Raw genomic sequence first — 15,561 nt, 5'->3', positions numbered from 1 at the left:
GAGCCCGCCCATACGGGACGCGCAGCCCGCAAGCCCGGCGATACGCCGGGCTTGCGGGCTGCTTTGTCAATGGGGCTCGGGACTCAGGAAGCCCTTCAGGAATTCTTGCGTGCGCTCTTCGCGCGGGGCCGAGAATACCTGCTCGGGCGGTCCCTCCTCGACGATGCGGCCCTTGTCGAAAAAGCAGACGCGGTCGGAAATCTGCTTGGCGAACTGCATCTCGTGCGTGACCAGCAGCATGGTCAGGTCATGCTCGTTCGAAAGCCGCTGGATGACATTCAGGACTTCGCCGACCAGCTCAGGATCCAGTGCCGACGTGGGTTCGTCGAACAGCATGATGTTGGGGCGCATGGCCAGGGCGCGTGCAATGGCCACGCGCTGCTGCTGGCCGCCTGAAAGCTGGCTGGGGAACTTGTCGGCCTGGTCGGACAGGCCCACGAGCTCCAGGTATTCCTCGGCGCGCTCATTGGCTTTCCGCTTGTCCAGCCCCAGCACATGCACCGGCGCTTCCGTGATATTGCGGCGGACCGTCATGTGGGGGAAGAGATTGAACTGCTGGAAGACCATGCCCATCTCCTTGCGCATGGCGCGGAGGTGGTCTTCGCCGGCGGGGGCGAGCTGCCCGTTGCGTTCTTCGTGCCACAGTGGCTTGCCGGCGACATGGATGACCCCCTCGTCGATATTTTCGAGCGTCATGAGGATGCGCAGCACCGTGGATTTGCCCGAGCCGGAGGGTCCGATGATGGTGACCTTCTCGCCTTTGGCGACGGAGAATTCGAGGGCGTCGAGCACGGTCACGTCGCCGAACTTCTTGGTGACCTTGTCGAACTGAATGATGTCGTTTGTCATCGCAGGGGAAGTCCTTGCTTGGGAAGGCGGGTGTCCAGATGGCGCACGCCGGCCGCCGCCGCCAGCGTCAGCAGCAGATACAGTCCTCCGACCATGGACAGCGGGATCAGATAATTGAAAGTGCGGTCGCCGATGATCTTGGCTACATTGAGCATCTCGAGCACGGAGACGACGGAAAGCACCGGCACGTCTTTCATGATCGACACCAGGTAGTTTCCCAGTGCCGGAATGATCCTCGGAATGGCCTGGGGCACGATGATGACACTGAAGGTGCGCAGCGCCGACAGGTCGAGGGCGTGCGCGGCTTCAGTCTGGCCATGCGCGATGGATTCGATGCCTGCGCGGTAGACTTCGGACGTATACGCGCTGTACTGGATACCCAGGGCGAGCGCGCCGGTCAGGAAGGCCGGCAGGACGATGCCGTATTCGGGCAGCACATGGTACAGAAAGAACAGCTGCACCAGTAGCGGCGTGTCGCGGATGAATTCGGTGATGAAGCGCGCCGGCCAGGACACGATGCGCAGCCGCGACGACTTCAGCCCCGCCAGAATCAGGCCCAGTATGGCGGCCACGACGAAACCCAGGACGGTTGCCTGCAGCGTGACCACCAGCCCCTTCAACAGGATGGGGAGGATGGACCAGGCGAAAACCCAGTTGTTGGCGGTGTCCCATTCTATGCCCAGCAGCATGCTCAGGACCTCCCGGCGCGCCAGCGCCCCACGGAATTTTCAAGAATCTTCATGAGCGCGGTCAATACCAGGGCCATGCCGAAGTACATGAACAGCAGAAGCGTATAGATGGTGACGCTGTCCTGGGTGAAGTTCCGGACCTGCTCGGCGCGGAAAGCCAGGTCGCCGAGGCTGATCAAGGAAACGAGGGCGGTATCCTTCAGGTTCTGTATCGCCAGATTGCCGAAGCTGGGCATCATCTCCGGAATGGCCTGTGGCAGCGAAATGCGCCAGAGTATCTGCCGCGGCGTGAAGTCCAGGGCCTTGGCGGCCTCGTGCTGCGCAGGCGGCACCGCCTGTATGGCGCCCCGCACGACTTCGGCGCCGTAGGCGCCGATGTTCAGCGCCAGCGCCAGGGTTCCCGCCAGGACGGGGGGAAGGCGCAAGTCGATTCCTATGGCCTGTCCAAGCAAGGGCAGGGCGAAGTACAGCCAGAACAGCTGAACCAGGAGCGAAGTGCCGCGGAAGACCTCGATGAAAACGATGGCCACCCCACGCACCAGCCTGTTTCCCGATACCTTGCCTATGCCGAACACGAACGCGCATACGGCGCCCAGTATCGTGGAATAGACCGTCAGCTGAATCGTGACCCATGCGCCCTCCAGCAAGGGCGGCATATAGCTTAGCCAGTTCATGAGGCGGACGCTTTATCCTGCCGCGCAGAGCTGTTCAGTCGTTTTGTTGAATGATTCCTTGGCGTCGGTGGCACTGAAGCCATGGTGCGACATGGTTTTGGCCCAACCTTCGGTTTGCTTGAACTTGGTAAGCTCGGCGTTTACGGCATCACGGAAGTCGGCGGAGTCCTGGCTGAAGGTGAAGCCGCCCCAGCTTCGAGCCGGCGTTCCGTTGATCACGGGATCCGTGAAATTCGTTGCCGCTTCCACCTTGTCACTCTTGGCGGCCAATTCGCTTACGGTCAGGCTGGTTGCCGCGTAGGCGGACGCCCGGCCGGTCGATACCGTGGAGATGGCGTCGGCATTGTTGGAGATCGTCACCATGCGGTTGGCCGGCACCCCCAGCGCCTGCAGCATCTCCAACTGGTCGGCGCCGGCCATGATGGCTACTTTCTTGTCCGACTGGGCGAAGCTTTCGTAGGTGTGGACGTCGTCGGGGTTGCCCTTGGCGACCAGCAGGCCTTCTCCATAAGAGCTGTTCGGCTCCGAGAATAGAACCTCCTTGCAGCGTTGCGGCAGGATGGCCATTTCGGCCGCGACCATATCGAAGCGATTGGCACGCAGCCCGGGAATCAGCGAGCCGAAATTGGTCGTGATCCATTCGATCTTATGTATGCCCAGTTGCTCCATGATGTGCTTGGCCACATCCGGCCCCATGCCTTTGGCCTGGCCGTCCATGTCCATATAGCCGTAAGGGATCTCGTTGGCCACGGCGATGCGTACCGTGCCGCGCTTCTTAATGTCGGCGAGGCTTGCCGCCTGAGCCTGAAAGGCGAGCACGCCTACGGCGGCAAATGCTGTCAATGTGCGCTTCAGGGTTTTCTTAAGGCGTTCGTTCATCGCGGGTCCTTTTCTTGTTGGAGGGGTCAGACCCCATGTGTGTTGGAGGGGTCAGACCCCGTACGGGGTCTGACCCCAGATCATTGCAGCGGCCGCTTTGCCGGGGTCAGACCCCGCATGGGGTCTGACCCCTTGAAATGATAACGCATATAATCATTTCAGTTCAAATCAATAGCACGCGGATTAATTCGACGAAATTTCTGATTGGCAGACAAGAAACTCTGTGCTAGGATCTACGCTTATGTACCGCGCATCCCAATTTTTCTTCTTTTATTTTTTTGCTTTTCCGAAACCGCTGGTGGAGGAAGGGAAGCGTTGTACGCAGTAAAAAAGAACCAAATTCCCAAAAAGCCGCCAGCGAAGCTAGGCGGCTTTTTTTGTACCGCTCGCTAGCTGACAAAACCAGGAGTTAAGCTGTGTCACACAATACAGACGATTTACGTATACGCGAAATCAAGGAACTCAGTCCCCCGGCCCACGTGATGCGCGAGTTTCCGTGTACGACCGCTATTTCCTCTACGGTCTATGGCGCCCGGAACGCCCTGCACCGCATATTGGAAGGCACGGACGACCGGCTGGCAGTGGTCATCGGGCCTTGCTCCATACACAACCCGGCAGCAGCCATCGATTACGCCAAGCGTCTTGTGGCCGAACGCATCCGCCACCAGGGCGAGCTCGAGATCATCATGCGCGTGTATTTCGAGAAGCCCCGCACGACAGTAGGCTGGAAAGGGCTCATCAACGACCCTGGCCTGGATGGCAGCTTCAATATCAATCAGGGGCTGCGCACCGCCCGGGAACTCCTCATCGACGTCAATGCCCTCGGCCTGCCCGCCGGATGCGAATTTCTCGATATGATCACCCCCCAATACATTGCCGACCTGGTGTCCTGGGGAGCCATCGGCGCGCGAACGACCGAAAGCCAGGTGCATCGTGAACTGGCTTCCGGTCTTTCGTGCCCGGTCGGGTTCAAGAACGGGACCGACGGCAACACGAAAATCGCCATCGACGCGATCAAGGCCGCATCGCAGCCGCACCACTTCCTTTCGGTGACCAAGGGCGGCCATTCCGCCATCGTCTCCACCGTCGGCAACAACGACTGCCACGTCATCCTGCGAGGCGGCAAAGTCCCCAACTACGATGCGGAAAACGTTGAAGCGGCATGCCAGGTGCTCATGAAGAACGGTTTGAATCCGCGCATCATGGTCGATGCCAGCCACGCCAACAGCAATAAGGATTACCGCAACCAGCCTCTCGTGCTCGACGACATTGCGGCTCAGATGGAAGCCGGCGACGAGCGGATCTTCGGTGTCATGGTGGAAAGCAACCTGGTGGGCGGCCGGCAAGATCTGGTCGAAGGTCAGCCGCTGGCTTACGGTCAGAGCATCACCGACGGCTGCATCGACTGGGACGCTTCGGTCCAGGTGCTGGAGCGTCTTGCCGAGGCCGTGCGGAAACGCCGCCAGGCATGCGCGCAATCAGCAAATGCCCTGATCGGCAGCCACGCCTAAAAAACAGTAGTATCGGGATAGCGACATCATCATGGAAGTCAAGGAGTCTGAAAGCATGAACGCGCCAGCCAACACGCCGCATTTGCGCCGGGAAATCCCGGCCGGATTCCTGGACGCCTTGAAAAGCCGCTTCGGCGATCGGTTTTCCACGGCGCAATCCGTGTGCGAGCATCACGGCCGCGACGAGTCTCCTTATCCCGCCATGTTGCCGCACGGCGTGGTGTTCGCGCTCTCCACCGACGAGGTGGCGTGGGTGGCGCGTCATTGCCACGATCACAAGGTGCCGCTCATCCCTTACGGCGCGGGATCCTCGCTTGAAGGGCACATACTGGCCATACAGGGCGGCATCAGCCTGGATCTGTCGGGCATGAATCAGGTGCTGGCGGTGCATCCGGAAGACTTCACCGTTACCGTCCAGGCGGGCGTGACGCGCAAGCAGCTCAACGAAGAGATCCGCGATACCGGCCTGTTTTTTCCCATCGATCCGGGCGCCGACGCCAGCCTTGGCGGCATGGCCGCCACGCGGGCATCCGGCACCAACGCCGTGCGCTATGGCACCATGCGCGAAAACGTCATGTCGCTGAAAGTGGTCACCGCCGACGGCCGCGTGATAGAAACCGCCAACCGGGCCAGGAAGTCCTCGGCGGGCTACGACCTGACCCGAATTTTCGTCGGCAGCGAAGGCACGCTGGGCATCATCACCGAGGTCACGGTACGCCTGTACCCTCAGCCTGAAGCCGTCTCCGCGGCCATATGCAATTTCCCCACTCTCGACGCTGCCGTCCAGAGCGTGATCGAAATCATCCAGATGGGCGTTCCCATTGCGCGCGTCGAGTTCATGGATACCGCGGCGGTCAAGGCCACCAACGCCTACAGCAAGCTGAGCCTCAAGGAATCCCCGCTGCTGCTGTTCGAATTCCACGGAAGCCCGTCGGGCGTCAAGGAACAGGCGGAAGTCGTCCAGGACATCACGCGCGGCAACGGCGGCATGGATTTCGAATGGGCCGAGCAGCCCGAAGACCGCAGCCGGCTCTGGACGGCGCGCCACAACGCCTATTTTGCCGGCTTGCAGTTGCGTCCGGGTTGCCGGTCCAGCACCACCGATGTATGCGTGCCCATTTCCAGGCTGGCCGAGTGCGTGGGCGAAACCGCGGCCGAGCTGGACCAGGCCCGCTTCCCCTATACCATAGTGGGCCATGTCGGCGACGGCAATTTTCATGTGCTGATGCTGCTCGATCCCGACGACCCCACCGAATGGGAAGAATCCGAGCAATTGAATCGCCGGCTGGTAGAGCGGGCGATTCGCATGGAAGGAACCTGCACAGGCGAGCATGGAGTCGGGCTGCACAAAATGGAATTCATGGTGGCAGAGCATGGCCGGGACGCGCTCGACCTCATGGCCGCGCTCAAGCAAGCCTTCGACCCGCACAATATTCTCAATCCCGGCAAGATCATTCCCCCGGCTTGACGGCCTGGACTGACGTAGAACACAAAACGATACCAAGAACCAAAGAGAGACAATGAACCAATCCCTGTTGAGTCCAGCGCCGGAAACGGCGCCGGATTTTGCCGGACTGATCGCCAGGCTGGCCGACAGCGTGCCCAGGCACTGCATCCTGTCCAAGGTCGAGGACACTCGCCCTTACGAATGCGACGGCTTGTCCTTGTATCGCGCGTTGCCGCCGGTGGTCATCCTGCCCGAAAACGAAGCGCAGGTCGTCGCCGTATTGCGCGAGTGCAAGGCATTGAATATTCCCATCGTGGCGCGCGGCGCCGGCACGGGGCTGTCAGGCGGCGCCATGCCGCATGCGCAAGGCGTCCTGCTGGGCATGGCCAAACTCAACCGCATCAAGAACATCGACCAGGAGACGGCTACCGCCGTGGTGGAGCCTGGCGTGCGCAACCTGGCGATTTCCGACGCGGCCGCGCCCTACGGCCTGTACTATGCGCCCGACCCCTCCAGCCAGATCGCCTGTACCATCGGCGGCAATATCGCCGAGAATTCCGGGGGCGTGCATTGCCTGAAGTACGGGCTTACTGTCCACAACGTGCTGCGGGTGCGCGTCGTCACCATAGACGGCGACATTGTCGAGCTGGGCTCCGAAGCGCCCGACAGCCCGGGGCTGGATCTCCTTGCCGCGTTCATCGGCTCCGAGGGCATGCTGGGCATCGTGACCGAAATCACGGTAAAACTGATACCCAAGCCTTCCTGCGCGCGGGTGATCATGGCCAGCTTCGGCAGCGTCGAATCCGCCAGCCTGGCGGTCACCAATGTCATCGCGGCGGGCATCATACCGGCGGGACTCGAAATGATGGACCAGCGGGCGGTGCACATGGTCGAGCCATTCGTCAATGCGGGGTACGACCTGGACGCGCAAGCCATCCTGCTGTGCGAATCGGATGGCACGGAAGAAGAGGTCGAGGACGAAATCGCGCGCATGCAGGCGGTGTTCCAAGGCGCCGGCGCCACACGCCTGCAGGTCTCCGCTACGGAAGCGGAGCGCCTGGTCTTCTGGGCGGGGCGCAAGAACGCATTCCCCGCGGCCGGCCGCATCTCGCCGGACTACTACTGCATGGACGGGACCATTCCGCGCCGCCATCTCGGCCGCGTCCTGGGTGCGATAGAGCAAATGGAAGACGAGTTCCGCCTGCGCTGCGCCAACGTATTCCATGCCGGCGACGGCAATCTGCATCCGCTCATTCTCTTTGACTCCAACTCGGCCGACGAGGTCGAGCGCGCCGAGAAATTCGGCGCCGCCATCCTCGAACTGTGCGTGCAGGTCGGGGGCACGATTACCGGCGAGCATGGCGTCGGCATGGAAAAAATCAATCAGATGTGCGTGCAGTACACGCGTGAGGAACTCGACTATTTTCTGGCTTTCAAAAGAGCCTTCGATCCTTATGGGCTGCTCAATCCCGAGAAGGTCATACCCACTCTGGCGCGCTGCGCCGAGTACGGGAAAATGCACGTCCATGGCGGAGACATCCGCTTTCCCGAATTGCCGCGTTTCTAAGAGGCCCGCATGGATTTCGTATTGACCGAACTCTGTCAGCAAGTCATGACGGCCCGAGGCGCCGAGCGACCGCTGCATATACGCGGCGGGGGTACCAAGCGCTTTTATGGCGAGCCGGTGGACCAGGAAAGCGTGCACGACACGGCCGTGCTCGACCTGTCCGGCTACCAGGGCGTGGTGAACTACCAGCCCTCCGAACTCGTGATCACGGCCAGGGCGGGCACGCTGCTGAGCGAAGTAGAGGCCTTGCTGGCCGAGCAGGACCAGATGCTGGCATTCGAGCCTCCCCGGTTCGGCGGCGCTTCCACCATAGGCGGCTGTATCGCGAGCGGCCTGTCGGGGCCGCGGCGCATGGCGGCGGGCAGCGCCCGCGATTTCGTGCTGGGCGCAAAGCTGCTGGACTCCTCGGGCTCGGTGCTGGCATTTGGCGGCGAAGTCATGAAGAATGTCGCGGGATACGATATCTCGCGCCTGCTTGCGGGCTCCTTGGGCATATTGGGGCCCATGGTCGAGGTCTCCGTGAAAGTTGCGCCCCGTCCATTCGAGGAAGCCACCGTGGTCCTGGAACTGACCCAGGCCGCCGCGCTGGATCGCTTCTCGCAATGGCGCGGGCTGCCCATGCCGATCAGCGCCACCGCGTGGCACGCCGAAGAATCCGGGCCGCAGGGCCGTCTTTACGTCAGGGTTTCAGGCAGCGGACCGGCGATCGCGAATGGCGTAAAAAGAATAGGGGGCGAGGCCATGGATCCCGCCGCAGCATTTTCTTTCTGGGAAAGCGTCCGCGATCACACCCACCCCTTTTTTGCCGCGCGTCCCCTGTGGCGCGTGGCCTTGCCGTCGAATGCCGGCGCCCTGGATTACCCCCAGACTTTTGTGGAATGGAACGGCGGCCTGCGCTGGATCGCCGGGGTAAGCGACGCGCCGGAACTGCGATCCATAGCGAGCCGGCTTGGCGGGCATGCCACCTTGTTCCGGCACGGCCCCGGCAAGCCCGACGTACCCGTGTTCCATCCCTTGTCGCCGGGACTCAGCAATATCAATCGGCGGCTCAAGCAAGAGCTGGATCCCACGGGCATCTTCAATCCAAATCGCATGTTTCCAGACTTTTAAGAGACCACTGTGCAAACCAAACTCGCATCTTGGGCTCGTGACAGCGAGCTGGGCACGGAAGCCGATGAAATCCTGCGGCGTTGCGTCCATTGCGGATTCTGTCTCGCGACCTGCCCGACCTATCAGGTGCTGGGCGATGAGCGCGACAGCCCCCGCGGCCGCATCTACCTGATCAAGCAGGTGCTGGAGGGCGTCGAACCGACGCGCGCGACGCAGGAGCATCTGGATCGCTGCCTGACTTGCCGGAATTGCGAAACGACCTGTCCGTCGGGCGTCCAGTATGGCGCCCTGGTCGACATCGGGCGCAAGATCGTCGACGAAAGAGTCGAAAGGCCCATGTCGCAGAAACTGCAGCGCGCCGGCCTGCGCCGCATGCTGAATTCACCGCTGTTCGGACCCGCATACAGCCTGGGACGCATGCTCCGTCCTTTCCTTCCCGAAACGCTCCGGAACAAGCTGCCTGCGCCTCGCGCGGCCGACGCGTTGCCCGCGGACGTGGAACGCCATGATCGCCAGGTGCTGATGCTGGCCGGTTGCGTGCAGCCGTCCATGATGCCCTCGATCGACGCCGCCACCATACGGGTGCTGGATGCCGTGGGCATCGGCACGCGGGTCGTACCGGGCTCCGGTTGCTGCGGCGCCATCAACTTTCACCTCGATGCGCAGGAAGACGCCCTGCGGCAGATGCGTGCCAACATCGATGCCTGGCTGCCTTTGATCGATAGCGGAAAGGTCGAGGCCATCGTCATGAATGCGTCGGGTTGCGGCGCAATGGTCAAGGAATACGCCCATCACCTGCGGCACGATCCCGACTATGTGGCCAAGGCCTTGCGGGTCGTGGACAAGGTGCGCGATATCGCAGAGATCCTTGCGCCGCATGCCGGGCTGCTCAAGCATCGCCTGAAAGGCCTGCCTGACAGGCCGGTCTTCCATCCTCCATGCACCTTGCAGCACTGGCAGGGCTTGCGGGGCGTCAGCGAAGGCCTGCTGACGGAACTGGGTTTCGCGCTCCAGCCCTTCAACGAGTCGCATCTGTGCTGCGGGTCCGCGGGCACCTACTCGGTCACGCAGCCGGCGCTATCCCTTACGCTGCGGGACCGCAAGCTGCAAGCCATCGCGCCGACGCAAACCGATTGCATCGTTTCGTCAAATATCGGCTGCATCACGCATCTGCAAAATGGCACGCCCACTCCCGTGCGCCACTGGATCGAAGTCGTCGACAAGGCCTTGAGCTGATTCGCGACCAGTCGTTCCAAGGTTCTTTGGACGAAGACGGCTAAAATACCGATATGGCTAACATATCTGGAAAGAAGGGGCGTGTCGTCATTGGCATGTCGGGTGGCGTCGATTCGTCGGTGGCCGCGTGGTTATTGAAGGAACAGGGCTACGAGGTCCTTGGCTTGTTCATGAAGAACTGGGAGGACGACGACGATTCCGAGTACTGCTCCACCCGCCAGGATTGGCTCGATGCCGCCAGTGTCGCCGACGTGATCGGCGTCGATATCGAAGCCGTGAACTTCGCAGCCGAATACAAGGACCGCGTCTTCGCGGATTTCCTGCGCGAATACTCGGCCGGCCGCACGCCCAACCCGGATGTCCTGTGCAACGCGGAAATCAAATTCAAGGCATTCCTGGATCATGCCATGTCCTTGGGGGCGGACTTGATCGCCACCGGCCACTACGCCCGGCGCCGGACCATGGATGTGGCCGGGGCGCCTCAGCACCAGTTGCTCAAAGCCATCGACCACACCAAGGATCAAAGCTATTTCCTCCATCGCCTGAATCAGGACCAGCTTGCCCGGACCTTGTTTCCCCTGGGCGAAATCCCCAAGACCGAAGTGAGGCGCATCGCCAGGTCGCTTCAGTTGCCCAATGCCGCCAAAAAGGACTCCACAGGCATCTGCTTCATTGGCGAACGTCCCTTTCGCGACTTCCTGAATCGTTATCTTCCAACCAGCCCGGGGCCGATCAAGACGCCTGAAGGCCAGGTGGTGGGTACGCACCAGGGCTTGTCTTTCTACACGCTGGGACAGCGCAAGGGGCTGGGCATCGGAGGCGTAAAAGGGCGCCAGCGGAGCGACGGCACCGCCGATGCCTGGTACACCGCCCGGAAAGACCTCGAACACAATACCTTGTATGTCGTCCAAGGGCATGACCATCCCTGGCTGCTGTCCAGTGAATTGAAAGCCCAGGACGCCAGCTGGATTTCCGGCAGCGCGCCTCCGCCCGGCGCCTACGCAGCGAAGACGCGGTATCGGCAGACGGATTCGCCATGTCGCCTGGATCCCGTTTCTGCCGAGACATTCGGCTTGTCATTTTCGCAAGCGCAGTGGGCCGTCACGCCCGGCCAGTCCGCAGTGCTGTACGACGGCGATATCTGCCTCGGAGGCGGTATCATCACGTAGCGCTCGACGCGGCGCGAATCACCGGTTTCCCTTACTCAATCTAAGCAGGACGATATGGATCCAGTTTTCATCTTATATTTGGTCGGCCTTGGCGCCGTGGTCGGTTTCGCGGCCGGCCTGCTCGGCATCGGGGGCGGCATGATGCTGGTTCCGTTTCTGACCATGCTGTTTCCGCTGTACGGCGTACCCAAGGACCTGGTGGTGCACGCCGCCATCGCCACCTCCATGGCCACCATCGTCTTCACTTCGGTATCCAGCATGCGCGCCCATCATGCGAAGCGGGCGATATTGTGGGATATCGTCACCGTGATGGCGCCCGGCATGATCGTGGGCGGGCTGCTTTCTGGAGGCGCTGTTTTCTCCTACCTGAGTGGTGCGGGGCTCTCCTTGATCTTCGGGCTGTTCGTCATGTACTCAGGAATCAAAATGCTCTCGGGCAAACCGCCTGCCCAGTCGCGCACCATGCCCGGCAAGGCCGTCACAGCAGGGGTAGGGGTGGGCATCGGCTTCGCATCGGGGCTGCTGGGCGCGGGGGGCGGTTTCCTGTCGGTGCCGTTCATGACGCGCAGCAACGTCAAGGTGCACAACGCGGTCGCGACATCCGCCGCCCTGGGTTTTTTCATTGCCGTCGCCAACAGCGTGGGTTACATTTATTCCGGCTTCAAAGAGGTGCAAGGGCAGGACGGCATGCTGGGCTATATATATTGGCCCGCATTGTTGGTGCTTTCCGCCATGAGCGTGCTGACCGCTCCGTTTGGCGCACGATGCGCGCACAGCCTTCCGGTCGCGACGCTGAAGCGGGTGTTCGCCTGCCTGCTGTTCGCACTGGCTTGCTACATGCTCTACGAAGCGTATCTCGGGTATACCGCGTAGGGCCACAGCAAACCAGGGGTCAGACCCCGTACGGGGTCTGACCCCTCCGTCTACAAGTAAGGGGTCTGACCCCTCCGCCTACAACCTAGGGCCTTTTAGCGTTAACAGGCCCTGCCTAGGAAGAATGCCACATGGACGAGACCTATCACCCGCGGGCGCCGGCATGGGAGGTTGAACAATGGTTCAACACCGACCAGGCGCCGACTCTGGATTCCCTGCGGGGCAAGGTGATCGTCCTGGAGGCTTTCCAGATGCTTTGTCCCGGCTGTGTCACGCACGGCCTGCCGCAGGCCCAAAGGGTGCGCCAGACATTCCCGTCATCGAAGCTGGCGGTCATTGGCTTGCACACCGTGTTCGAGCACCATGCCGCCATGACGCCGACTTCTCTGCAAGCCTTTCTACACGAATACCGGATCACTTTCCCGGTCGGCGTCGACATGCCCGGCGGCCGGGACGGCTTGCCGCGCACCATGCGCGCATACGGAATGCAAGGCACACCCACGCTGATACTCATCGATGCAAAGGGCCGCCTCAGGCAGCATCATTTCGGCCAGGTCGCCGACCTGGCCTTGGGCGCTGAAATCGCTGAACTGTTGATCGAGGCCGCATAAGAAGACCTCGCCGTGGCGAGGTCTTGCTTGCCTGGAAGGCATCCGGCGAGGGCGCTCAGGGTCTTGGCGGTGCTGTGGTCACGAACGACGGACGCGTCTGGAGCTTTTCATCGAGCCTTTGGAGATTGCCGTACTGGGAGCGCCAATTCAATTCCGGGAAACGCAGGTCCAGATACCCCAGGGCGCAGCCGACGGCGACGTCGGCCAGGCCAAAATTGATGCCCATGCAAAAAGCCTGTTCGCCCAGGCTGTCATTCATCGACTCAAGGGCAACGGTGATTTTCTTGTGCTGGCGGTCTACCCATTGCTGGCTGCGCGATTCGGGCGCGCGGCGGTGGTTCTCGATGAAAATGCTTGTGGCGGCATCCAGGATACCGTCCGCGATGGCTTCCCAGCATTTGGTTGCGGCGCGGTCGCGACCTGTTTGCGGTATCAGGCGACCTACGGGGGAAAGCGTGTCGAGGTATTCGACGATGACGCGGGAATCGAACAAGCTGCCATTGTCGTCCATGAGCAGACAGGGCACTTTTCCGAGTGGGTTATGGAGTTGGATTTGAGTATCTTCGGCCCACACATCCTCGAGTATGAATTCGTAATCGAGCTTTTTTTCGGCCATGACGACACGCACTTTGCGGACGTATGGACTGGTGAGCGAACCAATAAGTTTCATGGCAAAGGTCAGAAGTTACAGGCAAAAAAAGTATAGCAGGAACGTTACTCATATTAGCCGTGAAACGCCCTTGATAGGCTGTGCGGCCGGGACGGCGAAGGTAATGTGTCGTTTATATGCTTATGAATTTTTAAACGTGTGACTTTTCAGTCGAATTGGGGTAGGGGCCTGCGGCCGTCCAAAGGCCAAATGCTAAAATGCTCTGTTGACCAACATTCGCGTGAACTCAAGATGCAAATTGCCGACCAGCTTAGCCAATTGAACGCCCTTTCCCCTTTGGACGGCCGTTACGCCGCCAAAGGAAAGGTCCTTCGTCAATCCTTGTCGGAGGCCGCATTCATGGCGCACCGAGTCGAAGTCGAGGTCGCGTGGCTGCTTGGGCTTGCCGAAGCGGGCCTGCCTGAACTGCCTTCTTTTTCCGAAGCGTCCAAGGCCTTGCTTAAGTCGCTGGTGGCCGAGTTCTCCGAGGATGACGCCGCGCGCATCAAGGAAATCGAAAAAACGACCAATCACGACGTCAAGGCCGTCGAGTATTGGCTCAAAGAACGCGTGGCCGGCAATGAGCAACTGGCTGCGGCGGCCGAGTTCATCCATTTCGCCTGCACATCCGAAGACATCAACAATACCTCGCATGCGCTGATGCTCGGTCGCGCGCGCTCCGACTTCATCGTGCCGCGCCTGACGGAATTGTGCGATAACCTGAAGGGCTTGGCGCGCCAGTTTGCCGACCAGCCCATGCTCTCGCGCACCCACGGTCAGCCGGCCAGCCCCACCACGCTGGGCAAAGAGTTTGCCAATGTCGCCGCACGCCTGGAGCGCGCCATCGATGCGGTGCAGGCCGTGCAGCCGCTGGCAAAAATGAACGGTGCGACAGGCAACTACAACGCGCACTTGGCCGCCTATCCCGAGATCGACTGGCCGGCGTTCAGCAAAGGTGTGCTGAACGGCCTCGGACTGGAACAGAACCCATACTCCATACAGATCGAACCGCATGACTGGATGGCGGCGCTGTTCGATGCCGTGGCTCGGGCCAACACCATCATCCTGGACCTCAATCGCGATATCTGGGGCTATGTCTCGCTGGGCTATTTCAAGCAGCGCCTGAAAGAAGGAGAGGTCGGCTCGTCCACCATGCCTCATAAGGTCAATCCCATCGATTTTGAAAACTCGGAAGGCAATCTTGGACTCGCCAACGCGATGCTGCGCCACCTTTCCGAGAAGCTGCCGGTGTCCCGCTGGCAACGCGACCTTACCGACTCGACGGTATTGCGCAACCTGGGCGTGGCATTCGGCTATTGCGCCGTGGCCTATGACGCCTGCTTGCGCGGACTGGGCAAGCTCGAACTGAACGCCGCAGCCATCGAAGCCGACATCGACAATTGCTGGGAAGTGCTGGCCGAACCCGTGCAAACGGTAATGCGCCGTTATGGACTGCCACAGCCTTACGAGCAGCTCAAGGCCTTGACCCGCGGCAAAGGCATCAATCGCGAAGGCCTGGCGGAATTCATCGCCGGCCTGGACCTGCCCGCCGAGCCGAAGCAGCGGCTACAGGCCATGACCCCCCGCAGCTATGTGGGCCTTGCCGCCGAGCTGGCGAAGAAAATTTAAGAGGCAGGGGAGGCAGGGGTCAGACCCCGCACGGGGTCTGACCCCCCTTCATTTTCGGAGTCTGGTCCGCGCTTCGTACCCCGCTTGCAATAAAGCAAGTTTTCGCGGTAGAATTTCGTTCTTCGCAGCACACGGGGGCTGTTAGCTCAGTTGGTAGAGCAGCGGACTCTTAATCCGTAGGTCGGGCGTTCGAGCCGCCCACAGCCCACCAGTTTTCCCCTAGCGAATCAAGCACTTAACGCCACCCTGTACGGTGGCGTTTTTGCTTCTGGGGCATTCGTTGCGCGCGACTGGGAGGGTGCGCAGGATGATGGCGGCCATCACGTGGCCTACAGTCCGGAGGCCAGCGGCGCAGCCGGGAGATTTCGTTTAGCGCGGCCTTGTGGTCAGCTTCGGTTCCCGGCTTATTGCGGGAAGCGTTCGTGCAGTTGTCGCCAGTCTTCAGGCAAATGGGCAGTCTCTGGATCAGTCGATGGATGCGATCGACGCCTTCAGCGGCTTGATGGTGACGAATGCAGCGAGCATTGGTGGCGCCGCGGCCGGCCGTCATCGCCGAGCCGAGGGCAAGGGGATATGTAAGGAAGGGCGGTTACGACTCAATGCTGATCAGGCATTCAGAACGATCCAGGCCAGCTCATGCTGGCAAACTTCAACGGCAGCTTCTTGCG

The 15,561-nt window shown here is 61.1% G+C and carries 14 protein-coding genes and 1 tRNA gene; 10 read left to right on the top strand and 5 right to left on the bottom strand.

What is annotated here, in order from left to right; all coding sequences use genetic code 11:
• Positions 1-66: 66 nt before the first annotated feature.
• From ehuA to ehuB, 4 genes are read right to left on the bottom strand one after another with little or no spacing between them, the layout of a single operon-like run.
• Positions 67-849 carry an ectoine/hydroxyectoine ABC transporter ATP-binding protein EhuA gene (ehuA, locus tag ACSBPU_RS13580; protein WP_442592616.1) on the bottom strand — a complete coding sequence of 261 codons (783 nt, stop codon included), beginning with the start codon at positions 847-849 and terminating at the stop codon, positions 67-69.
• The gene (gene ehuD / locus ACSBPU_RS13575) at positions 846-1,538 is read right to left on the bottom strand and encodes an ectoine/hydroxyectoine ABC transporter permease subunit EhuD (RefSeq protein ID WP_442592615.1); all 693 of its coding nucleotides are present in this window, start codon (positions 1,536-1,538) and stop codon (positions 846-848) included. Before ehuD ends, ehuA begins: the two co-directional genes overlap by 4 nt.
• Positions 1,539-1,540: 2 nt before the next feature.
• Positions 1,541-2,212 (bottom strand): ectoine/hydroxyectoine ABC transporter permease subunit EhuC, encoded by a 672-nt coding sequence (ehuC, locus tag ACSBPU_RS13570; protein ID WP_180067915.1) that lies wholly within the window; start codon positions 2,210-2,212, stop codon positions 1,541-1,543.
• A gap of 12 nt (positions 2,213-2,224) precedes the next feature.
• Entirely contained in the window at positions 2,225-3,091 is an 867-nt protein-coding gene (ehuB, locus tag ACSBPU_RS13565; RefSeq protein WP_442592614.1) for an ectoine/hydroxyectoine ABC transporter substrate-binding protein EhuB, read from the bottom strand.
• 416 nt (positions 3,092-3,507) lie between these two features.
• Between ehuB and aroG the strand changes: the two genes are divergently transcribed.
• The 8 genes from aroG (at position 3,508) to ACSBPU_RS13525 (ending at position 12,615) form a co-directional block, all read left to right on the top strand.
• Positions 3,508-4,602, top strand: coding sequence for a 3-deoxy-7-phosphoheptulonate synthase AroG (gene aroG, locus ACSBPU_RS13560; RefSeq protein WP_442592613.1), 1,095 nt, complete (start codon positions 3,508-3,510; stop codon positions 4,600-4,602).
• A gap of 55 nt (positions 4,603-4,657) precedes the next feature.
• Positions 4,658-6,070 (top strand): FAD-binding oxidoreductase, encoded by a 1,413-nt coding sequence (locus tag ACSBPU_RS13555; RefSeq protein ID WP_442592612.1) that lies wholly within the window; start codon positions 4,658-4,660, stop codon positions 6,068-6,070.
• 52 nt (positions 6,071-6,122) lie between these two features.
• Positions 6,123-7,616, top strand: a complete 1,494-nt coding sequence (locus ACSBPU_RS13550; RefSeq protein WP_442592611.1) for an FAD-linked oxidase C-terminal domain-containing protein — start codon at positions 6,123-6,125, stop codon at positions 7,614-7,616.
• 9 nt (positions 7,617-7,625) lie between these two features.
• A complete protein-coding gene (glcE, locus tag ACSBPU_RS13545) occupies positions 7,626-8,726 on the top strand; it encodes a glycolate oxidase subunit GlcE (protein WP_442592610.1) in 1,101 nt (366 codons plus the stop codon).
• A gap of 9 nt (positions 8,727-8,735) precedes the next feature.
• Positions 8,736-9,962: a glycolate oxidase subunit GlcF gene (gene glcF, locus ACSBPU_RS13540; RefSeq protein ID WP_442592609.1), complete on the top strand. Its 1,227-nt coding sequence runs from the start codon at positions 8,736-8,738 to the stop codon at positions 9,960-9,962.
• A 53-nt stretch (positions 9,963-10,015) separates the two neighbouring features.
• A complete protein-coding gene (gene mnmA / locus ACSBPU_RS13535; protein ID WP_442592608.1) occupies positions 10,016-11,131 on the top strand; it encodes a tRNA 2-thiouridine(34) synthase MnmA in 1,116 nt (371 codons plus the stop codon).
• A gap of 54 nt (positions 11,132-11,185) precedes the next feature.
• Entirely contained in the window at positions 11,186-12,004 is an 819-nt protein-coding gene (locus ACSBPU_RS13530) for a TSUP family transporter (protein WP_180067923.1), read from the top strand.
• 131 nt (positions 12,005-12,135) lie between these two features.
• Complete coding sequence (locus ACSBPU_RS13525) at positions 12,136-12,615, top strand: redoxin domain-containing protein (protein WP_442592607.1); 480 nt, start codon at positions 12,136-12,138, stop codon at positions 12,613-12,615.
• A gap of 55 nt (positions 12,616-12,670) precedes the next feature.
• Here ACSBPU_RS13525 and ACSBPU_RS13520 read toward each other — a convergent pair whose 3' ends face one another.
• Positions 12,671-13,285 carry a glutathione S-transferase N-terminal domain-containing protein gene (locus ACSBPU_RS13520; protein WP_442592606.1) on the bottom strand — a complete coding sequence of 205 codons (615 nt, stop codon included), beginning with the start codon at positions 13,283-13,285 and terminating at the stop codon, positions 12,671-12,673.
• A gap of 231 nt (positions 13,286-13,516) precedes the next feature.
• Here ACSBPU_RS13520 and purB point away from each other — a divergent pair, with 231 nt between their 5' ends.
• Both purB and ACSBPU_RS13510 read left to right on the top strand, forming a co-directional pair.
• The gene (purB, locus tag ACSBPU_RS13515) at positions 13,517-14,893 is read left to right on the top strand and encodes an adenylosuccinate lyase (RefSeq protein WP_442592605.1); all 1,377 of its coding nucleotides are present in this window, start codon (positions 13,517-13,519) and stop codon (positions 14,891-14,893) included.
• Between the two features lie 135 nt (positions 14,894-15,028).
• Positions 15,029-15,104 (top strand) — tRNA-Lys (locus ACSBPU_RS13510).
• Positions 15,105-15,561: the final 457 nt, after the last annotated feature.

Source organism: Parapusillimonas sp. JC17, assembly GCF_052180245.1.
Taxonomy (GTDB): Bacteria; Pseudomonadota; Gammaproteobacteria; order Burkholderiales; family Burkholderiaceae_B; genus Parapusillimonas.
This window is presented reverse-complemented; position numbering and strand designations above follow the sequence as displayed.